Raw genomic sequence first — 18,458 nt, 5'->3', positions numbered from 1 at the left:
CGTTACCCCGCGCGCCCGGAGCCCCCGCGACCTGCCGCCCGTCGCGCCCCACGGCGCATGCCCGTGGCGGGGGACGGGCGCGGGCGGTGAGCGGCTGCGCCGTCGTCCGGGCCGGGCCAGGCGCTCACGGCAGGCCCGCGCCCAGGGCGTCGCGGGCCGCCATGAGGGCGAACCCGAGCAGGTTGGCGCCCTGCCAGCGCGCTGGATCCTCCGCGCGCGGGTCGTCGGCGGCCAGGCCGATGCCCCAGACACGGTCGAGCGGGCTCGCCTCCACGAGCACCCGCTCGCCGGTGCCGAGCAGGAACTCCCGCAGGTCGTCGTGCTGGGCGAACTTGGCGACGCTGCCCGCCACCACGATGTCGTGGCGCCGGGCCTCCCAGGTCGCCTGGTCGAAGCCGCGCACCTGGCGGCCGAGGGACTTGGCGCGGTGGGGATGCCCGGCCGCCAGGATCCGCCCGGCGACCTCGGTGTCGCCGAACAGCATCGCCTTGTGCCACATCATCCAGTGCTCGGCGGTGGCGTACGTCCGCTCGCCGTCACTGAACGGGGCGGGCCACCACTGGCTCAGGCAGCCGGGCCCGACGCTGCCGTCGCGCTGCGGTCGGTGACCCCAGAAGCACAGGTAGCGGACCTTCCCGCCGGCGCGGACGGCGGCGACGAGCTCGTCGACGGATCGAGGTGACATGGCGGCGAGTCTGCCGCAGGGGTCCGACGGAACGCGCGCGATTTCCGGGCCCGTCGGCTCCGCGTGGTCAGGTCGTCGGCGCGCCGGTGTAGAACGCCGTGGTGCGTTCCGTGGCGGCCCGTGCCTGCCCGGCGTCGGTGCCGTGGGCGACGCTCGCCTCGCCCCACCGCTCGCTGCTGGCCGTGACGAACTGCCGGCCCTGCTCGGAGACCAGCCAGGACTCGCTCTCCTCGGGCGTGACGCCGCTGCCGTCGGCGGCGAGGTGCGAGGCCAGCCCGAGCAGCCCCAGATCCCAGCCGACGCCGAGCGCGCCCGGACCGAACTGGTCCCAGCGCTCCTGGTCGACGTGCGCGACGTGCTCCAGCTCAAACCGGGTCCGGCCGTCCTCCACCGGCGTCAGTCGCACCTCGATCCAGCTCACCTCGCCGCCGAACTCCCAGGTGGCGGCGAAGCCCTTCGGCGGGTCGCAGCGCTCGACGGTGCCGCCGGCGTTGCCTTCGAGCTGGTAGCGGCCGTGCAGCCGCAGGTCGCCCGAGACGGGCAGGAACCAGCGGGGGATCCGCTCCGCGTTCGTGCAGGCGTCCCAGACGTCCTCCAGCGGCGCGTCGTACGTCTGGCTGATGGTCATCACCCGGGCCTCGCCGGCCTCCAACACCCGTCGGCCGAGCTGGCGGCGTACGGCGTTGATCTGCTCGGTCGCGTCGATCATCGGTCTCTCCCGTGGTCGGTCGTGTCGTCGGTCGGGGGCGGCTGCTCGCGCAGCCGCCGTTCGCGCTTGCCTCGGGCCAGCTCGGTGGCGAGGGCGTGCAGGGGCGGCGTCCAGAACCGCCGGAAGTTCTCGAGCCAGCGGTCGACCTCCCGCAGCGGGCGGGTGTCGACGGCGTAGAGGCGTCGGGTCCCCTCCGCCCGGACGGTGGCGAAGCCGTTGTCGCGCAGCACCTTCAGGTGCTGGGAGACCGCTGGCTGGGAGATGCCGAACTCCCGCCGGATCACGTCGCACAGCCCGCCGGCGGTCATCTCGCCGTCGGTGAGCAGTTCGAGGATGCGCCGCCGCACCGGGTCACCGAGTACGTCGAAGGCGTGCACGGAACCTTTATATCAGCCGGTCCTTATTTAAGCGACTCATGATGCGACGGTGTGTCGCCGACGCCTGCGCGGAAGCGTCGGGGATACGACTCTCCACGGGGACGGTGCGAAGATCCGCACGGCGCTACCCTGGCATCGACGGACATATACTTTCCGTACGATTCGTGGAACCCGTGAGCGGAGGCGGGCGTGCCACTCTTCTTCCTGAGCTACGCCCATGAGGACAACCGCAACGGCCAGGTGCAGGAGTTCTTCGGCGATCTCAGCGAGGCGGTGGCCCGGCTGGCCGGCGTGGGCTGGGACCAGGCGGGATTCGTCGACGGGCAGATGCCGCTCGGCGCGACCTGGTCACAGGAACTGGCCGACGCCCTCGCCACCAGTTCCTGCCTGGTGGCGCTGACCTCCCCCCGCTACGTGGTCAGTGACTACTGCGGACGCGAGTTCCGGGTCTTCGCCGACCGGGTCGACGCGCACGAGCGGGAGTTCCGCCGCCGTCCCCCCGCCGTGCTGCCGATCCGCTGGATCCCCTGCGACCGCGTGCCCGGGGCGTTGACCGGATTCCAGCACAAGAACTTCCCGGCCGGCGCCGTTTACGCCCAGGACGGGCTGCTCACCCTCAAGCAGCGCCGCCGGCACCACGACGAATACCAGGACTTCGTCGACGCGCTGGCCAAGCACATCGTGCAGACCGACCGCGACCACCGCCTGCTCCGGCCCGTCCGACGGCCGGTACTCGCCGAGGTCACCAGCGCCTTCGAGACCACGCGCCGGCGACCGGCTCCCGGGTCGTCCGCCGCCCGCTCGCCCCGATCGACCAGCGCCCGGCACGTCTGGTTCGTCCTGGCCGCCGGCAGCGCGGCGGAGCTGGCGGGCTCCCGGGGCGGGGCGGAGGACCGCTACGGCGCGCTGGCCCGGGACTGGCGGCCGTACCGCCCCGAGCTGGAGGCGCCGATCGGCAGCTACGCCGGGGCGGTCGCCACCACCAAGAGCTACGGCTGGACGGTCGAGGACGCCGTCGACCTCGCCGAGGTGCGGGAGTGGGCCCGGGCGCACAACCAGATCGTCGTGCTCGTGGTGGACGTCTGGTCGGCCGGCCTGCCGCGCTACGAGCTGACCCTCGTCGGCTACGACCGCGACCCCGACACCACCACCCCGGTGCTGGTGCCCTGGACGGCCGCCGACGACGCGGCGGCCGACGGCAACCAGCGGTTGTGGGAGACCCTGGCGCGCGTCCTGTCGCACCACGTGGTGCGCAACGATCCCGCGATGTGGCGACCGGCGATCGCCACCGCCGGCCGGTTCCACGCCGAGCTGGAGGACGCGCTGGTCGTGGCCCAGAGCCGCATCTACCGTACGGGCACGGTCTACCAGGAGCCGCTGTCGGACGGCCCGGTGCACCGCCCGATCCTCGAAGGTCCCTGATGGAGGCGGGCAGCCGATGGCGGTGAACGACGCGGCACGCGGGCAGATCGTCACGTTCTACTCGTACAAGGGCGGCACGGGACGCACGATGGCGCTGGCCAACGTCGCCTGGATCCTGGCCAGCCAGGGCCTTCAGGTGCTCGTGGTGGACTGGGACCTGGAGTCGCCCGGCCTGCACCGCTACTTCCACCCGTTCCTGCGCGACTCCGAGCTGCGCGCCACCCCCGGGGTCATCGAGATGATCTGGGATTACTCGATGGCCACGATGCAGCGCAACCCCGGCGACGACCCGCAGGAGCTGCTCGCCGGGCACGCCAAGATCCAGCGGCGGGCGGTCTCGCTGAACTGGGAGTTCCCGCACGGCGGCGTCATCGACTTCGTGGCGGCCGGTCAGCAGGACTCGGCGTACTCGCGGCTGGTGAGCACCTTCGACTGGTCGAACTTCTACGAACGCCAGGGCGGGGCCGCCTTCTTCGACGCGGTCCGCGCGCAGATGCGCGCCGAGTACGACATCGTGCTGATCGACAGCCGTACGGGCCTGAGCGACGTCGCCGGCATCTGCACCGTGCAACTGCCCGACACCGTCGTCAACTGCTTCACCATGTCGACGCAGAGCATCCGGGGCGCGTCGGCCGTTGCCCGCTCGATCCGCGCCCAGCGTCCGGACGATCCGCCCCTGCTGGTGCCGGTGCCGACCCGGGTGGAGGACGCCGAGCTGCGCAAGCTGGAGACCGGCCGGGACCTGGTCCGGGCCGAGTTCGCGTCGTTCCTCGACCACCTCTCCGACGCCGCGCGGGCCCGCTACTGGAACACCATCGAGGTGCCCTACCGCGCGTTCTACGCCTACGAGGAGATCCTCGCCGCGTTCGGCGACCGTCCGGAGCAGGCGGGCACCCTGCTGGCGGCGTACGAGCAGCTCGCGTCGGTGGTGACCGGTGGCCGGGTCACCCGGCTGGAGCCGATGCCGGAGGAGGAACGGCGCCGCTCGCTGACCGCGTTCGAGCGGTCCCGGCTCACCGCCGAGCAGACCGTGCTGGTCGGCTACGCCTCCATGGACCGGCTCTGGGCGGAGTGGATCAGCGACCAGCTCGAGGAGGCCGGGCTGCGGGTGGACCGGCGCGCGGTCGACGTGCCGGTCCGCGCGGGTGGCCGCACCGAGTTCGACCGGGCGCTCGCCGCCGCCAGCCGGGTGCTGGTCGTACTGACCCGGCACTTCGCGGCCACGCCGCTGGCGGGGGAGGCGTGGAAGGCCGCCGCCAGCCGGGACCAGGTCGCCGGCACCGGCGTGCTGGTGCCGCTGCGGGTCGACGAGTCCCGGCTCGCCCTGCCCTACACCGACCGCACCCCGGTCGACCTCAGCGACGTCGACGCCGGCACCGCACGGACCCTGCTGCTCGAGGAGGCGGGCGCACCCGCGCACGCGGTGACCGGCCGGGCGGTCGGCCGGTTCCCCGGAGCCTTCCCGGCGGTGTGGAACGTGCGCCAGCACGGCACCACCTTCGTCGGCCGGGCGGCGCAGCTGGAGGCGCTGCGCGACCGGCTGATCGCCTCGCCCGCCTCCGGCGTGCAGGTGATCCACGGCCTCGGCGGGGTCGGCAAGACCCAGCTCGCCGCCGAGTACGCGCTTCGCTTCGCCCGCGACTACGACGTCGTCTGGTGGATCCCGGCCGACAGCGAGGAGCGGATCCGGGGCGGGCTGGCCGACCTCGCCGAGGCGATGGGGCTCGGCGCCGGCGGCGGTGGCGAGGCGGTCCGGCGGGTGCTCGACGCGCTACGCCGCGGCGGCCCCGGCCGGCGCTGGCTGATCGTCATGGACAACGCCGACGAGCCGTCGCGGGCCACCCGGGCGCTGCTGCCGCAGGGCCCCGGGCACGTCCTGCTCACCACGCGCGACCAGACCTGGAGCGAGTACGCGGGCGCCACCGAGCTGACCGTCTTCGACCGGATGGAGAGCGTCCAGCTGCTGCGCGACCGCGTCCGCGGCCTCACCGAGGAGGAGGCGACCCAGGTCGCGGAGAAGCTCGGCGACCTGCCGCTGGCGGTGGAACAGGGCGCGGCCTATCTGCGGGCCACGGCGCTGCCCGTGCAGCAGTACCTCGCCTCGCTGGACACCCCCGGCCTGCTGCGCATCCTGGAGGGCCGGCAGTCGGCCGGATACTCAAAGACGCTCGCCGCGACCTGGCTGGTGACCCTGCGCCAGCTGCGGCAGGAGAAGCCCGCCGCCGCACGCCTGCTGGAGCTGTGCTCGTACTACGCGCCGGAGCCCATCCCGGTCGCGATGCTCACCGGCGAGCGGTTCGCCGTCTTCATGGCCCCGTTCGACCCCACCCTCACCGACCCGATCCTGCAGGGGCTGGTCACCGCCGAGCTGGGCCGCTACGGCCTCGCCCAGGTCGACGCGGAGAACAACACCGTCCGCATCCACCGGCTGGTGCAGCTGGTCATCAAGGACCAGCTCGACGACCCCGCCGAGACCCGTCGTCAGGCCCAGTCGCTGCTCGCCGCCGCCAGCCCCCGCGACCCGGACAAACCGGCCAACTGGCCGCGCTACGCCGAGCTGTGGCCGCACGTACGTCCCTCGGCGCTGCACGAGTCGACGGCCGAGGAGGCCCGCCAGCTCGTCGCCGACACGGTGCGCTACCTCTACCGGCGCGGGGACTACGAGTCCGCGCGTTCGCTGGCCGAGGACGCGTTGGAACGCTGGCGCGACACCGACGACGACGACCCCACCAAGCTGCGGATGCGGTTCCACCTGGCCAACGTCCTGCGCGCGCAGAGCCTGTTCGACCTGGCCTTCGACATCGACCAGGACGTCTACGACCGGCAGCGGCGCATCTTCGGCGAGCACCACCTCTACACCCTGATGACGGCCCGCAGCCTCGGGGCCGACCTGCGCGCCCAGGGCCGCTACCACGACGCCGAGCAGCGCGACCGGCGCACCCTGGAGCTGAGCGTCCGCAGCTTCGGCGAGGACAGCGGCCCTACGCTGACCGCCGAGAACAACCTCGCCGTCTCGCTGCGGCTCGTCGGCCACTTCCGGGAGGCGGCCCAGCTAGACCAGCACATCTACGAGCGGCGCCGGGAACGCTTCGGCGACGAGGATCCGTCCACCCTCGCCTCGGCCAGCAACTACGGCCGGGGGCTGCGCGACACCGGGGAGCTGTGGCGCTCGCACAGCGTCCTGCAACGCACCTCCGCCAACCAGCAGAAGATCATCGGCCCCGACCACCCGGAGACCCTGCGTACCGCCAAGGAGCTGGCGCTGACCCTGCGCCAGCTCGGCCGCTTCGCCGACGCGCACCGGGTGCTGGAACGCACGGTGGTGCGTTACCAGCGCACCCTCGGCGGCGAGCACGCCGACACCCTCTCCTGCGAGATGGCGCTCGCGACCACCTGGTCGGCGGTGGGCGACAACCCGACCGCGCTGCGGATGGCGCGGCGGCTGCGCGACGCGTACACCGAGGTCCTCGGCGCCGACCACGCCATCACCCTGGCCTGCCTCAACAACCTCGGCGTGTTCCTGCGCAAGGGCGGCGAACATCCGCAGGCGCTCGACCTCGCCCAGCGGGTCCGCGACCAGCTGCTCGCCAGCCTCGGCGAGCGGCACCCGCACACCCTGCTCGCCACCCTCAACCTCGCCAACGACCTGTTCGCGCTCGGTGAGCGCGACGCCGCGCTGCTGCTGGACACCACCGCGTACGTCGAGCTGATCCGGGCCCTCGGCGCCGAGCACCCGGACAGCGTCTCGGCGGCGCTCAACCTCGCGGTCAGCAGGATCGCCACCGAGAGCGAGGCCGACGCCGGCCGCGCCCTCTACGACGACGCGTTCGGCCAGCTGGTGCAGCTCTTCGGCGGCGACAACCCGCGGGTGGTCCAGGCCCGCCAGCGCGACCGGTTCAACGGCTACATCGAGCCCGCCCTGCTCTGAGCGCCCGGGCCGGTCCGAGCCCGGCCGGGACGCGCCGCAGGCTGCTTCACGAACCGTGACTGGCTGCGCCGGATCTCGACGGCGGCGGTGTAGTCCCTTCGCCCGATACCACACAGGTATTTTCATGCCGTACAGGTATCAGCGTTCCGGTGGTAGTGGTTCGTCGGGGCCGCCGGCCAGCCAGGTCGCGACCGCCAGCGGGTCGGCGCCGGGCCGCCGGTGGCACAGCGCCCGGACCAGGTCGGGGCGGGTGGTCAGCACCCGCGCGGCGGCGGTACGCCCAAGCCGCCCGGCGGCCAGCGCGACGCCGACCAGCGCGTCGGCGTCCCCCGGATCCTCGGCGAGCCGGCGGCGGTACCCGGCCAGGGCGCCGCCGACGTTCCCCGCCGCGTACGCCCGGTCGGCGTGGTCCACCCGTTCCGCCTCGCTGGGACCGGTGCCCGTTCCGCTGTGGTCCGTCCTGGCCAGCAGCCGCCGCCGCACCGCCGCCTCCGGCCCGGTGCCGCCGGTCGACGCGGGTCGGGCCGGAGCGGGCACGACGGCGGGTGCGGCGATCGGCGGCGGTCGCCGACCGCGCCGCCACGCGTACGCCACCTCCGCCACGGCGTCGTCGTCGGGGACCAGGTTGGCCAGCGCCCAGCGCACCGCCCCGCCGTCCGCGACGTCGCGCGCCGCCGCCTCGACCCGCGCGTCGCCGGCGGGCTCCCAGTCGCGCAGGGTGCCGGCCATGCCCGCCACGAAGGCCCGCCCGTCGTCGGTCAGCTCCGCGCTGCCGGCGAGCTGCGCGACGGCCCGCGCGGTCTGCACCCGCCAGTACGCGTACTCGAACGCGCAGCGGACGTCCTCGTGCCGCCGGCAGCGCCACACCTCGGCCACCCCGAGGTGGGCGTACGCGCCCTGCAACAGCGCGCCGACGGGGCGGGGGTCCCACCGCCACGGCGCCCGGTAACGGGCCGGACCGTCCGGCGCGTGTAGCGGCAGCAGGTCCAGCAGCGCGCCCAGCTTGGTGTGCTGCAACTCGTGCACCAGCAGCAGCGCGAGCGTCTGCGGGTCGGCCGGCACGGAGAGCGCGATGGCACCCAGGGCGGCACGGCTGGTGGCGCTCACCGGGTGCCCGGACGGCGCCGGCGTGAGCGGCACCAGCGTACGCAGCAGCGTGGCCAGCCCCCGGGCGTGCGCCGGCAGCCGGTCGGTCAGCCAGCGCCACGCCTGCCCGGTCAGCCGGTCGAGCCGGTCCGCCGTGGCGTCGTCCAGGCGGCTCGTCGGCGGCCGGTGGTAGCGGCTCCGGTGCGGATCCTGGTCGTCGACGAGCACCCCGGTCGGGGGCGCGTCGCGGCCCGGGGTGAGCCGGCGGCTCGGCAGCCACCCGCGTGCCGGGGCGTGACCGTCGCCCGACCCGTCGGTGGCGTGCACGGTGCCGGCCGGCCCGTGCACCGACAACCCCGGCGGCGGTCGACCGTCGCCGGCCGATCCGGGGTCGTAGCGCCGTCCCGTGCTGCGGACGACCGAGGTGCCGGCGCCGAGCCCGACCGCACCGCCCACCGTGGGCAGCAGCAGCGCACCCTGCGGGCAGGGGACGGGGAGCGTGAACGGCAGGCCCGCACGCAGGGCGGCGGCTGCCGCCAGCCCGGCCAGGTAGGCCGCGTCGGGACGCCCGTGCAGGGCGTCCGTGGCCCAGCCGGTGACCGGCGGGTGGGCGAGGACGTGGGCGACGGCCGCCGGATCCGCCCGCTCGGCGCGGGTGAGCAGGGCGAGGTACTGCGCGGCCGGCGAACCGGTCCCGCCCGCGCGGGCGGCGGCGACGGTCAGCAGCCGCCGCCGGCCGAGCTGACCGGCGCGCAGCACCTCGAGCGTGGCGTCGTCGCCGTGCCCCGCGGCGAGGCCGGCGAGCTGGGCGGGGGAGAGCACCACCGGCTCACCGCCGCCGCGGGGCGGGCCGCCGGGCCGGGGCGGCGTCGGGCGGAGCAGCCAGGGCGCGGCGGCGCAGGGCGTCGACGTCCGCCGCCACCACCCGTCGTACGTGTCGGATCAGCCGGTAGAGGTCGGGGCAGTAGACCGACGGGTGCGCGAACCCGGCGCCGGCGCGGAAGCGGTGCGCGTACAGGCCGCCACCGCAGGCGCTGAGCACGGGGCAGGCCCGGCACGCGGCGGCCAGGGCGGCCGGACCGGTCGGCCGGCCCGCCAGCGACGGGTGCCGCAGCGCCTCGTCGAAGGAGTGGCGGAAGACGTCGAGGCCGGTACGCATCGACGCGTCGTCGGTCGTCTTCAGGGTGTCGGTGCCCTCGATGGTGCCGTCGGTCTCGATCGTCATGACGTCGGGCTCGGCGAAGCCCACCGCCCGGGTGCCGCTGCGGCCGCCGAGCAGCAGCGCGATCAGCGACTCGAACAACCGGATCCCGGTGCGGCGGGGCGTCGTGGCGTACCAGCGGTCGAAGACGGCAACCAGCCAGTCGCCGTACGGGGTGTCGGTGCCGCCCGGCCGCCGCCCGGGCGGGGGAACGCTCCAGTTGCCGTGCGGCAGCAGCAGGTCCAGGCGGGGCGGGTCGAAGGCGAGCAGCGACTCGTAGACGTCCACCGGGTCGTTTGCCAGGTCGACCGTGCAGAGCAGCCCCGCCCAGCGCGACCGGTGCCGGGGGTGGCCGAGCAGCCGCAGCGCGGCGGCCACGTCGGCGAAACTGCCCCGTCCGTCGGGGTAGCGGCGATGCCGGTCGTTGGCGGCCCGGTCGCCGTCGAGGCTCACCCCGACGTCGATGTCGTGGCGGTGGCACAGCGCCAGGAACTCCTCGTCGAGCAGCACGCCGTTGGTCTGCACGCCGACGTCGAGCGCCGCGCCCGGGGGCAGCGCCGCCCGCAGGGAGCGTACGGTCCGGTCGAGGGTCGCCGGGCCGGCCAGCAGCGGCTCGCCGCCGTGCAGCACGACGCGGACCCGGTCGGGGCCGTGCCGCGCCAGGTGCTCGCCGAGGCGCCAAGCGACCTGGGCCACGGTGCCCGGCGCGATCACCCGTGGCCGCTCCCGCCACCGCTGGTCGGCGTTGCGGTAGACGTAACAGTGGTCGCACGCCAGGTTGCAGCGGCTGTGCACCTTGAGCACGAGCTGCCGGACCCGGGCCGGCGGATCGGCGTGGTCAGGGTGGGGCGGGGCGGCCGACGTCGGGGCGTCGGCGGACACGTCAGAAGCTCGACTCGAACGCCGACACGTCGAGCTGCCGGCCCGGCTCGTCGCCGGCCACGAGCGTGCCGAGCACGTGGGCCAGCACGCCGTCGCCGGCGCCGGCGAGCAGGTCGGCCAGCGGTACGTCCCCCAGCCGCACCAGGGCGGCCCCCGTGTCGACCGACGGTGGCGGCAGCTCGGTCTCAGCCACGGTGGACCGTCCGGCGACCATGTGTCCTGCCGCGCGTCATCGCTGCGCTCACCCCGCCTTTTCTACACCATCGGGTGCCCGCCCCGACGGCCCGACACCGCACCCCGGGGTGGGCGTCGGTGGCACCCCGACGGCCCCGGCCGACCGAACCGCCGCCGGTGTGCCCCGCCACGGGGACGCGTCCGGCGGCGCGCGGTGACAGGCAATGGACCCGGGTGGCACCGGCACTGCCCACGACCGCGATGACCGGTGACATCCCGCCTCCCGTCGGCGTCGGTGTCCGAAGCATAGGGGCGCGGCGGCCTCCGCAGCGACCACCGTCCGTAAACCCGACTCAGGGCCGTGTCGTACCCGTGGTTCATGATCCTTGTCGTCACAGCGACGCCGGCGACCCTTCCGGCGTCCGGGTCGTCATGGGCTGCGCGGAGCGGCGGACGGGAGGTCGGACAGTGGCTGACGCGGAACGGACCGCGTGGCGACGGCGCAGCACGGTGCGGGTGGTGCCGCCCGCGCGGGCCCGCAAGCTGGCCAAGGTGCCCTTCGTCGAGTTGGCCGACGGGCGGTTGCAGGGAGTGGTCTCCAGCGGGTCGGACGTCGACCGGGTCTACGTGTCGTCGATCGCCTCCGGCACCCACGCCTACCACTGCAGCACCAACAACAACCGGCCCTGCGGCGGGCTGCGCGGCGCGCCCTGCAAACACCTGCACGCCCTGGCCGACGAGGCGCTGCTCCAGTACGGCGCCGAGCGGGTGGCCCGCTACCTGCGCATCGACGTCGGCACGGGGGCGGACAGCGCCCGGGAGCTGCTCGCGGCCCTGGCCGGGCGGCACGAGCCGACCCCCGCCGCCGTCGTGTTCAGCCGCTTCCTGCGCCACCTGTCCTACCTGGAACTGCCCGGCAGCACGGTCCCTCTGCCCGAGCTGCACTGGTTCCCGGCCACCGGGGCGGTCCGCTGATGCTCGGCACGCAGCTCACCGTCCTGCGCGACGACACGCCGACCGGCCTGGCCGACGCCCTCGACCTGGTCACCGGCCTCGACGACGCCCTGGTCCGCGGCCTCGCCCGGGTGGGTGCGGACGACGCCGCCGCGCTGGCCGCCCTGGCGGGCGCGCTGGCCGCCACCCCGCTCGGCGACCGGCTCGCCGAGGCGGTCGCCAAGGTCACCGCCGGCTCGGTGGCCGAGGAACACCTGCTCGCCCTCGCCGGCGCCCGGTGCGCGCTGCTCGGCGCCGCCCACGACGCACTGCTCGGGCAGCTCGACGCCGCGCTGGGCAGGACCCGCGCCCCCTGGGCCCCCGGCCCGGTCGAGGCCGTGGGCGACGGGTCCCCGGCCCGCGCCGGCGCGCGCGCCTGGCTGCACGAGCTGGCGGTGACCGGGTGGGCCGGCCTCGACCACGAACTCGTGGCCGCGGCCGGGGCGCCGGTCGAGGCGGCCCTCGCCGAGCCCCACCTCCGCAGGCTGGCCGTGCTGCTCGACGGCCTCGCCGCCGAGCTGCGGGCCTGCGTGCCGGTGGCCACGATGGCGCAGCCGCCGGTCCGGCGCTGGGCCGATCTCTGGGCCCGGGGTGTGCTGCTCGCCCAGGACGCGGCGGCCGTCGCCGTCCCGACGGCGGTCGAGGAGGTCTCCGGGCGCCTGCTCGTGCTCGGCGTCGACGTGCACGAGCACGACACCGCCGTGCAGGCGCAGCTGCACGCGATCCTCGAACCGGCCGACGGCGGGCCGCCCCGGCTCGTCCGCAGCGCGGTCGGCGCGGTCAAGGTCGAGACGATCGTCGGCCCGGCGCTGTGGCGCCTGCTGGACGCCCATCCCGTGCTGCTGGCCGCGCTGGCCGAGCGGCGCAGCGTGACGGTCACCGGCCTGCCGCTGCGCGGCGCGGACCTGATCTGGCACGACGAGCGGGTGCGACCCGGCGAGCCCGCCGACCCGTTCGCCACCGCCCGCGTGCTGTTGCCGGCGGCGGTCGCGACGGCGTCGGCGCCGCTGGAGCGGCACCCCGTGGGGATCGCCGAGCCCGTGCTGGTGGAGGGCTACACCGTGCGCGACGACGACGGCACGACGACCTTCGCGCTCGACGGGCAGGCGATCGACGTCGCGGTCGACCGGCTGCCCTCCTGCGGCCCGCTCACCCCCGGCCTGGTGGCCGCCTCCTCCGCCTGCCTCGGCCTGCTCCGGTGGGACGACGGTCGGTGGCTGCTGCAACCCCTGGCCGTGCGGGCCACCGTCAAGCGCCAGCCGGTCGACGTGCACACCGGCGACTGGGCGGGCGGCGTCACCGACCCGAAGATCGCCAAGGCCGAGGCCAAGGCGGGCGACGCCGTGGCGGTGCTGCGCGAGCGAGCGGGACGGTTGCTGCGCCGATGACCGACACCCCGAGCCCCGCGGACCTCGCCGACGCCAACCGGCGTCAGGTGCTCTACTGGCGGCTGCTGGCCCGGCTCTTCGATCCCGAGGAACAGCCCACCCTGGAATCGGCCAGCATGGCGGTCGTCGACGACCTCGGCCTGCCGGCCGCCCTGCTGGACCCGGCGGTCTCGGTGGACACCGTCGTGCAGCGCTTCCCGGCCGTCGCCGACGAGCTGCGCGGCCTGCTCAGCCCGACGCCCGACGTCCCTGCGGCTGCCGACGTGCCCGACGTCCCTGCGGCCGCCGATCTGCCCGACGTCCCTGCGGCTGCCGATCTGCCCGACGCGCCGGCTGCCGAGGCGGAAGGCGACGGGCCGCCGGGCGCGTCCGGTGCGCCCGGTGCCGCCGAGGTACGCCGCGCCGCCCTGGTGTCGAAGCTGCTGCTCAACGTCTTCGCCACCGGCCACGGGCCGGTCGACGCCGGCCAACTGGCCCGGTGGCAGTCCGACGCCGGCTGGTTCGAGCAGGCGCTCGGGCTGGAACCGGGCGGGCTGCGCCGGCAGGGCGGCGGCGACGGCCTGGGCGGGGTGCTGGCCGGCCTCGAGGGTGACCTGGTCCGCCGGATGCACCTGCGGGAGGTGCTCGCCGACCCGGTGCTGGCGAGCCGGCTGACGCCGAGCATGTCGCTGATCGAGCAGCTGCTGCGGGACAAGGCCAACCTCTCCGGGGTGGCCCTGGCCAACGCCAAGGCACTCATCCGGCGCTTCGTCGACGAGGTCGCCGAGGTGCTGCGTACGCAGGTCGCACAGACCAGCGTCGGCGTCGTCGACCGGTCCGTGCCGCCCAAGCGGGTCTACCGCAACCTCGACCTGGACCGCACCATCTGGCAGAACCTGACCAACTGGAGCCCGGAGGACGAGCGCCTCTACGTCGACCGGCTCTACTACCGGCGGACCGCCCGCCGGGTCACCCCGGCCCGGCTCATCGTGGTGGTCGACCAGTCGGGCTCCATGGTCGACTCGATGGTCAACTGCACCATCCTCGCGTCGATCTTCGCCGGCCTGCCCAAGGTGGACGTGCACCTGATCGCGTACGACACGCGGGCGCTGGACCTCACGCCGTGGGTGCACGACCCGTTCGAGGTGCTGCTGCGTACGAAGCTGGGCGGCGGCAACGACGGGCCGGTCGCCATGGCGCTGGCCCGCCCGAAGATCGTCGAGCCGCGGAACACGGTCATGGTGTGGATCTCGGACTTCTACGAGTTCGACCGCTCCCAGCCGCTGTTCGACGGCATCGAGGCGGTGCACCGCTCCGGGGTGCGCTTCATCCCGGTCGGCTCGGTCAACAGCTCGGGCCAGCAGAGCGTCAACCCCTGGTTCCGGCAGCGCTTCAAGGACCTGGGCACGCCGGTGATCTCCGGCCACATCCGCAAACTCGTCTTCGAGCTCAAGAGCTTCCTCACCTAGGAGAACAACCCCTCATGTCCGAGATGTTGCGTGCCCCCGCCGAGGTCAAGTACGCCGAGGAACTCGACTTCCTGGAGTCGGTCGACACCGACCCGAAGCCGTTCTCGTGGCGGCTGAGCCCACGGATGGTCCGACTGTTCATCCTCGGCTCGGAACGGGCCGACGGGCTCGACCGGGAGATCCCGCAGAAGTGGTTCGGCGACCGCACGTTCGTCGAACGCAGCATCGTGACCCTGGCGTCGGACCGGGGCCTGCTGCTGATCGGCGACCCGGGCACCGGCAAGAGCTGGCTGGCCGAGCTGCTGGCCGCGGCCGTCTGCCGCAACTCGACCCTGGTGGTCCAGGGCACCGCCGGCACCACCGAGGACCACATCAAGTACTCGTGGAACGTCTCCATGGTCATCGCCCGGGGCCAGTCGCGGGAGTCGATGATCCCCTCGCCGATCATGACGGCGATGGAGCAGGGCACCGTCGGCCGGTTCGAGGAGCTGACCCGTTCCACGAGCGACGTGCAGGACGCGTTGATCTCGATCCTGTCGGAGAAGTACGTCTCCATCCCGGAGCTGGACCACGACAACATCGTCTTCGCCAAGCCCGGTTTCTCGATCATCGCCACCGCGAACAGCCGGGACCGGGGCGTGAACGACCTCTCCTCGGCGCTCAAGCGGCGGTTCAACTTCGTCCGGATCCCGGTGGTGACCAACAAGCGCAGCGAGGCCGAGATCGTCCGCTTCCGCACCGAGGAACTGCTGCGCCGCCACCAGATCACCTTGGACGTGCCGCCGACCCTGCTGGACATCCTGCTCCAGAGCTTCGCCGACCTGCGCGCCGCCGCCTCCTCGGCGACCAGCGACGACGAGAAGTTGGAGTCGGCACTGTCCACCGCCGAGCAGATCGGCGTCCTGGAGGACGCCATCCTGCACAGTCAGTTCTTCGGCGACCGCACCCTGCGCGCCGCGACGCTGGCCGGCTCGCTGGTGGGTTCGCTGGCCCGCCGCAGCCCGGAGGACCTGGCGATCCTCAACAAATACCTGCACGGGGTGGTCGAGCCGCGCGCCAAGCAGGACGGCGGCGGCTGGGAGGGCTTCCTCGACGGTGGCCGCCAGGCGATCGCCGCCCTGTCGTGACCGCCCCCACCACCCCCGGGCCGTTCGGCGCGCTGCGCGAGCAGCTCACCGCCGCCGCCAGCGCCTTCGCCGGCAGCTCGGACGTCGTCGCGGAGATCCTCGCCGGCATCGTCGACGACGTCGACCGCGCCCTCGGCGAGGAACTGGAGATCTTCCCGGTCTGCCACCACTCCCCGTCGTCGGCGCTGGCCATGGTGCGCAGGCTGCGGGCGAAGCAGCCGAAGGTGATCTACCTGGAGCTCTGCGAGGACCTCCAGCCGCTGCTGGGCGAGCTGCGCAACTGCCGCCTCCCGGTCGCCGTGCAGGCGTTCGCCTCGGAGCTGGACGGCTTCCCGGCCGACTGGGGGCCGCTCAGTGTGGTCGCGCCGATCACCGAGGCCAGCGCCGAATACCAGGCCATCGCGTACGCGCTGGAGACGCCGGGCGTCGAGCTGGTGCTGGTGGACCGCTCCACGGACCACGTCTTCCAGTGGCTGCCCCGCCCGCCCGGCACGGCCGACAAGGCCCCGCCCGGCACCGCCGAAGAGGCCCCGTCCGGCGGGGACGTCGAGACCACCACGCCGGCGGGGGAGGAGGCGGCCCTGCACGGCGACGCGATCGGCGTCGAGATCGGCGACCTGCGGCCCCGCTTCGCGGAGCTGGAGGCGTACCTGCTGCACCACGGCAAGGTCCGGCACTGGTCGGAGTGGTGGGACCAGTACGTCGAGCAGCCGCTGGCCGACGCCGACCACGACACCTACCGGCAGGTGATGGTGCTGATCGGCAGCCTGTTCCGGCGGCTGCGCCCGGCCGGGTCGGACGCCCGCGACCGGGACGAGGACCGCGAGCGCTACATGTGGACCCGGATGCGGCAGCACCTCGCGGCCTCCGGCGCCGACCCCGCCGACTGCCTCTACGTCTGCGGCGCGTTCCACGCCGCCAGCCGGGTGGAGCAGTTCGGGCTGCGGGCCGACGCCCCGTTCGACATCGGTCCCCGCACCGGCACCCGGTGGCACTACGGCCTGATTCCGTCGAGCCACTCCGCCATCGAGGCGCAGTTCGGCCTCGCCCCCGGCTCGGTGTCGATCGCCGCCGCCACCTGGACCAAGGCGGTCGCCCGCACCGGGCTGGCCCCGTTCCGCCTGGAAGGGCAGCGCGGCGGCCGCACCCGCACCGCCGGCCGCCGCCGGGCCACCGCGGCGCCCGCCCCCGCCGCCGGGGTCGCCGACCGGCTCTCGGGCTACCTCGCCCGGCCGCCGGTGGCGCAGGGCCTGGACGAGGCGGAGCTGCGGGGCTGGTGCGTCGACATCGTCTGGCTTGCCCGGCGCAACGGCTACCTGGCCAGCACCGCCGACGCGATCGCCGTCTTCGAGACCTCGATCCTCCTCGCCGGCCTGCGCAACCGCGCCCGCCCCACGCCGTACGACTTCGCCGACGCGGCGGTCACCTGCATCGAGAAGGACGTCGTCCCGGGCCGCCGCGACGTCCGCCGGCTGTGCGAGATCCTGTTCGGCGGCGACCGCGTCGGCCAGGTGGGCTACGAGGCCCTTCCGCCGCTCGCCCGCGACGTCCACGACCGGCTCGCCCCGCTCGGGCTCGACCTGGAGAAGCGCACCATCCAGCGGGCCCTGGTGGACCTGCGGGCCAGCCCCGAGCTGGTGCCGTGCTCGGATCTGCTGTGGCGGCTGCGGCACCTGCTGCCGTCCGACGCGGTCCGGCCCATCATGGGCGAGCGCCGGCTGGGGCAGCGCTCGATCCAGGAGAGCTGGGACCTGGCGCTCGGCCGCAACCAGCGCTCGCTCATCGAGCTGGGCTACGAGGGGGTGACCGTCGAGCAGGTGCTGGAGCAGCGCCTGCGCCGCGCCGTACGGGGCCCGGACGCGACGGCCTCGGTGGCGTTGGGGGCCGTCGAGGACGCCATCCGGCTGCTCGACAGCCCGCGCCTGGTCGACGAGCTCGGCACCCGCGCCGTGGAGCTGCTGGCCGCCGAACGCACCGTCGACGACGCCCCCGAGGTGCTGCGCCGGATCCGGCGGCTGCTGGCCCACCACCGCGCCACCGGGCCGCTGCCGGCCTGGTGCGAGGCGTTCGTGACCACGGGGTACGCGCACTACTGCACGCTGCTGCCCACCGCGTTCCTCGACGAGGACAGCGGCGTACGCCAGGTCGGCGCCATGCTCGGCTTCCTGTTCGGCATGGAGAGCCTGGCGCTCTCCCTGGGCTGCGACCGCTCCCAGCTCGAACTCGCCGTCGCGCAGTCGCACCCGGCGGCGCCGGCCAAGGTGGCGCTGCTCTGGGCCGCCCGCCACCAACTGGGCCTGCTGCCGCTGGCCGAGTTGCGCGAACGGTGTGCCGAGCTGCTCGGCAATCCGCTGGTGGTGCCCGCCTTCCCGCAGTACCTCAGCGGCTTCGTGCAGGCCCTGGAGCCGGTGCCGGGGCTCGCCCCGTTCGTCGTGGAGGTGATGTCGTCCGCGTTCGCCCGGCTGCCCGACCCGGTCCTGCTGCCGTGGCTGCCCACGCTGATCACCACCCTGCGCGAGCACGGTGCGGAGCTGGTGCCGCTGCTGGTGCGGGAGGCGGGGCGTACGTTCCCCGGCTCGCTGGCCGCGCTGGACGCCTGGGTGCCGCCGTGGTCGGCCTCGGCCCCGCCGACGCCGCCGCCCGCCGCCGTGGTGTCCGGACCGGTGTCCGCCCTGCTGGCGGCCAACCCACAGAGCGTCGACGCCGTCGCCGCCTTGCTCGGCTGCGACGGCGGCTGGCGCGAGCCGGACGGCGGTGACACCGCCGCCTCCGCCGGCCTGGCCGCCCTGCTGGCCGCGCATCCGGAGACCACCGACGCGGTGGCCGACCTGTTGGCGGCGACCCCGCGCTGACCGCCGGCCGCAAGGGCGGCTGCCGGCGCGCCTGGGGTTGCCTGCGGCCCGGCGGCCTGCGGCCGGGCGCGTCGGGACGGGCTGCGGACTGCGCCCCGCGCGTCGGGACGGGCTGCGGCCCGGCCGGCGGACCGCGTCCTGGCCTGCGTGTTTCCCGGTCGGTGGGCCGGGAATCCGGGTCGTCCG

General features: G+C 74.6%; 13 protein-coding genes. 7 read left to right on the top strand and 6 right to left on the bottom strand.

The window, feature by feature from the left end:
* Nucleotides 1-124 precede the first annotated feature (124 nt).
* The 3 genes from ybiA to CLT72_RS08500 form a co-directional block, all read right to left on the bottom strand.
* The gene (ybiA, locus tag CLT72_RS08510; RefSeq protein WP_101410601.1) at nucleotides 125-685 is read right to left on the bottom strand and encodes a riboflavin biosynthesis intermediates N-glycosidase; all 561 of its coding nucleotides are present in this window, start codon (nucleotides 683-685) and stop codon (nucleotides 125-127) included.
* A 67-nt stretch (nucleotides 686-752) separates the two neighbouring features.
* Nucleotides 753-1,394, bottom strand: coding sequence for an SRPBCC family protein (locus tag CLT72_RS08505; protein WP_101410599.1), 642 nt, complete (start codon nucleotides 1,392-1,394; stop codon nucleotides 753-755).
* Entirely contained in the window at nucleotides 1,391-1,771 is a 381-nt protein-coding gene (locus CLT72_RS08500) for an ArsR/SmtB family transcription factor (RefSeq protein WP_088999901.1), read from the bottom strand. Before CLT72_RS08500 ends, CLT72_RS08505 begins: the two co-directional genes overlap by 4 nt.
* A 189-nt stretch (nucleotides 1,772-1,960) precedes the next feature.
* Between CLT72_RS08500 and CLT72_RS08495 the strand changes: the two genes are divergently transcribed.
* Together CLT72_RS08495 and fxsT are read left to right on the top strand one after the other, a co-directional pair.
* Nucleotides 1,961-3,193 (top strand): TIR-like protein FxsC, encoded by a 1,233-nt coding sequence (locus CLT72_RS08495; protein ID WP_101410597.1) that lies wholly within the window; start codon nucleotides 1,961-1,963, stop codon nucleotides 3,191-3,193.
* Between the two features lie 16 nt (nucleotides 3,194-3,209).
* Nucleotides 3,210-7,121 (top strand): FxSxx-COOH system tetratricopeptide repeat protein, encoded by a 3,912-nt coding sequence (gene fxsT, locus CLT72_RS08490; protein ID WP_101410595.1) that lies wholly within the window; start codon nucleotides 3,210-3,212, stop codon nucleotides 7,119-7,121.
* 138 nt (nucleotides 7,122-7,259) lie between these two features.
* Here the strand turns inward: fxsT and CLT72_RS08485 are convergent, their stop codons facing one another.
* Genes CLT72_RS08485 through fxsA form a run of 3 tightly spaced genes read right to left on the bottom strand, consistent with a single transcriptional unit; the run spans nucleotide 7,260 to nucleotide 10,483 of the window.
* Nucleotides 7,260-9,032, bottom strand: coding sequence for an aKG-HExxH-type peptide beta-hydroxylase (locus tag CLT72_RS08485; RefSeq protein ID WP_158241993.1), 1,773 nt, complete (start codon nucleotides 9,030-9,032; stop codon nucleotides 7,260-7,262).
* Nucleotides 9,033-9,036: 4 nt separating this feature from the next.
* Entirely contained in the window at nucleotides 9,037-10,290 is a 1,254-nt protein-coding gene (locus tag CLT72_RS08480; RefSeq protein ID WP_199184521.1) for an FxsB family cyclophane-forming radical SAM/SPASM peptide maturase, read from the bottom strand.
* Between the two features lies 1 nt (nucleotide 10,291).
* Entirely contained in the window at nucleotides 10,292-10,483 is a 192-nt protein-coding gene (fxsA, locus tag CLT72_RS08475; RefSeq protein WP_158241992.1) for an FxSxx-COOH cyclophane-containing RiPP peptide, read from the bottom strand.
* Between the two features lie 413 nt (nucleotides 10,484-10,896).
* On the opposite strand from fxsA, the gene CLT72_RS08470 reads away from it, so the two are divergent.
* Genes CLT72_RS08470 through CLT72_RS08450 form a run of 5 tightly spaced genes read left to right on the top strand, consistent with a single transcriptional unit; the run spans nucleotide 10,897 to nucleotide 18,272 of the window.
* On the top strand, nucleotides 10,897-11,439 hold the full coding sequence (locus CLT72_RS08470; RefSeq protein ID WP_101410586.1) for a hypothetical protein: 543 nt from the start codon (nucleotides 10,897-10,899) through the stop codon (nucleotides 11,437-11,439).
* Nucleotides 11,439-12,845, top strand: a complete 1,407-nt coding sequence (locus CLT72_RS08465; protein WP_101410581.1) for a hypothetical protein — start codon at nucleotides 11,439-11,441, stop codon at nucleotides 12,843-12,845. The genes CLT72_RS08470 and CLT72_RS08465 overlap by 1 nt, the downstream gene beginning before the upstream one ends.
* The gene (locus CLT72_RS08460; RefSeq protein WP_101410577.1) at nucleotides 12,842-14,293 is read left to right on the top strand and encodes a VWA domain-containing protein; all 1,452 of its coding nucleotides are present in this window, start codon (nucleotides 12,842-12,844) and stop codon (nucleotides 14,291-14,293) included. Before CLT72_RS08465 ends, CLT72_RS08460 begins: the two co-directional genes overlap by 4 nt.
* Before the next feature lie 14 nt (nucleotides 14,294-14,307).
* Nucleotides 14,308-15,420: an ATP-binding protein gene (locus tag CLT72_RS08455; RefSeq protein WP_101410573.1), complete on the top strand. Its 1,113-nt coding sequence runs from the start codon at nucleotides 14,308-14,310 to the stop codon at nucleotides 15,418-15,420.
* The gene (locus CLT72_RS08450; RefSeq protein WP_101410570.1) at nucleotides 15,417-18,272 is read left to right on the top strand and encodes a DUF5682 family protein; all 2,856 of its coding nucleotides are present in this window, start codon (nucleotides 15,417-15,419) and stop codon (nucleotides 18,270-18,272) included. Before CLT72_RS08455 ends, CLT72_RS08450 begins: the two co-directional genes overlap by 4 nt.
* The last annotated feature ends 186 nt before the right edge of the window (nucleotides 18,273-18,458 follow it).

Source organism: Micromonospora sp. CNZ309 (assembly GCF_002846525.1).
The sequence above is the reverse complement of the archived record's forward strand: the minus strand, read 5'-3'. Positions and strand labels throughout refer to the sequence as shown.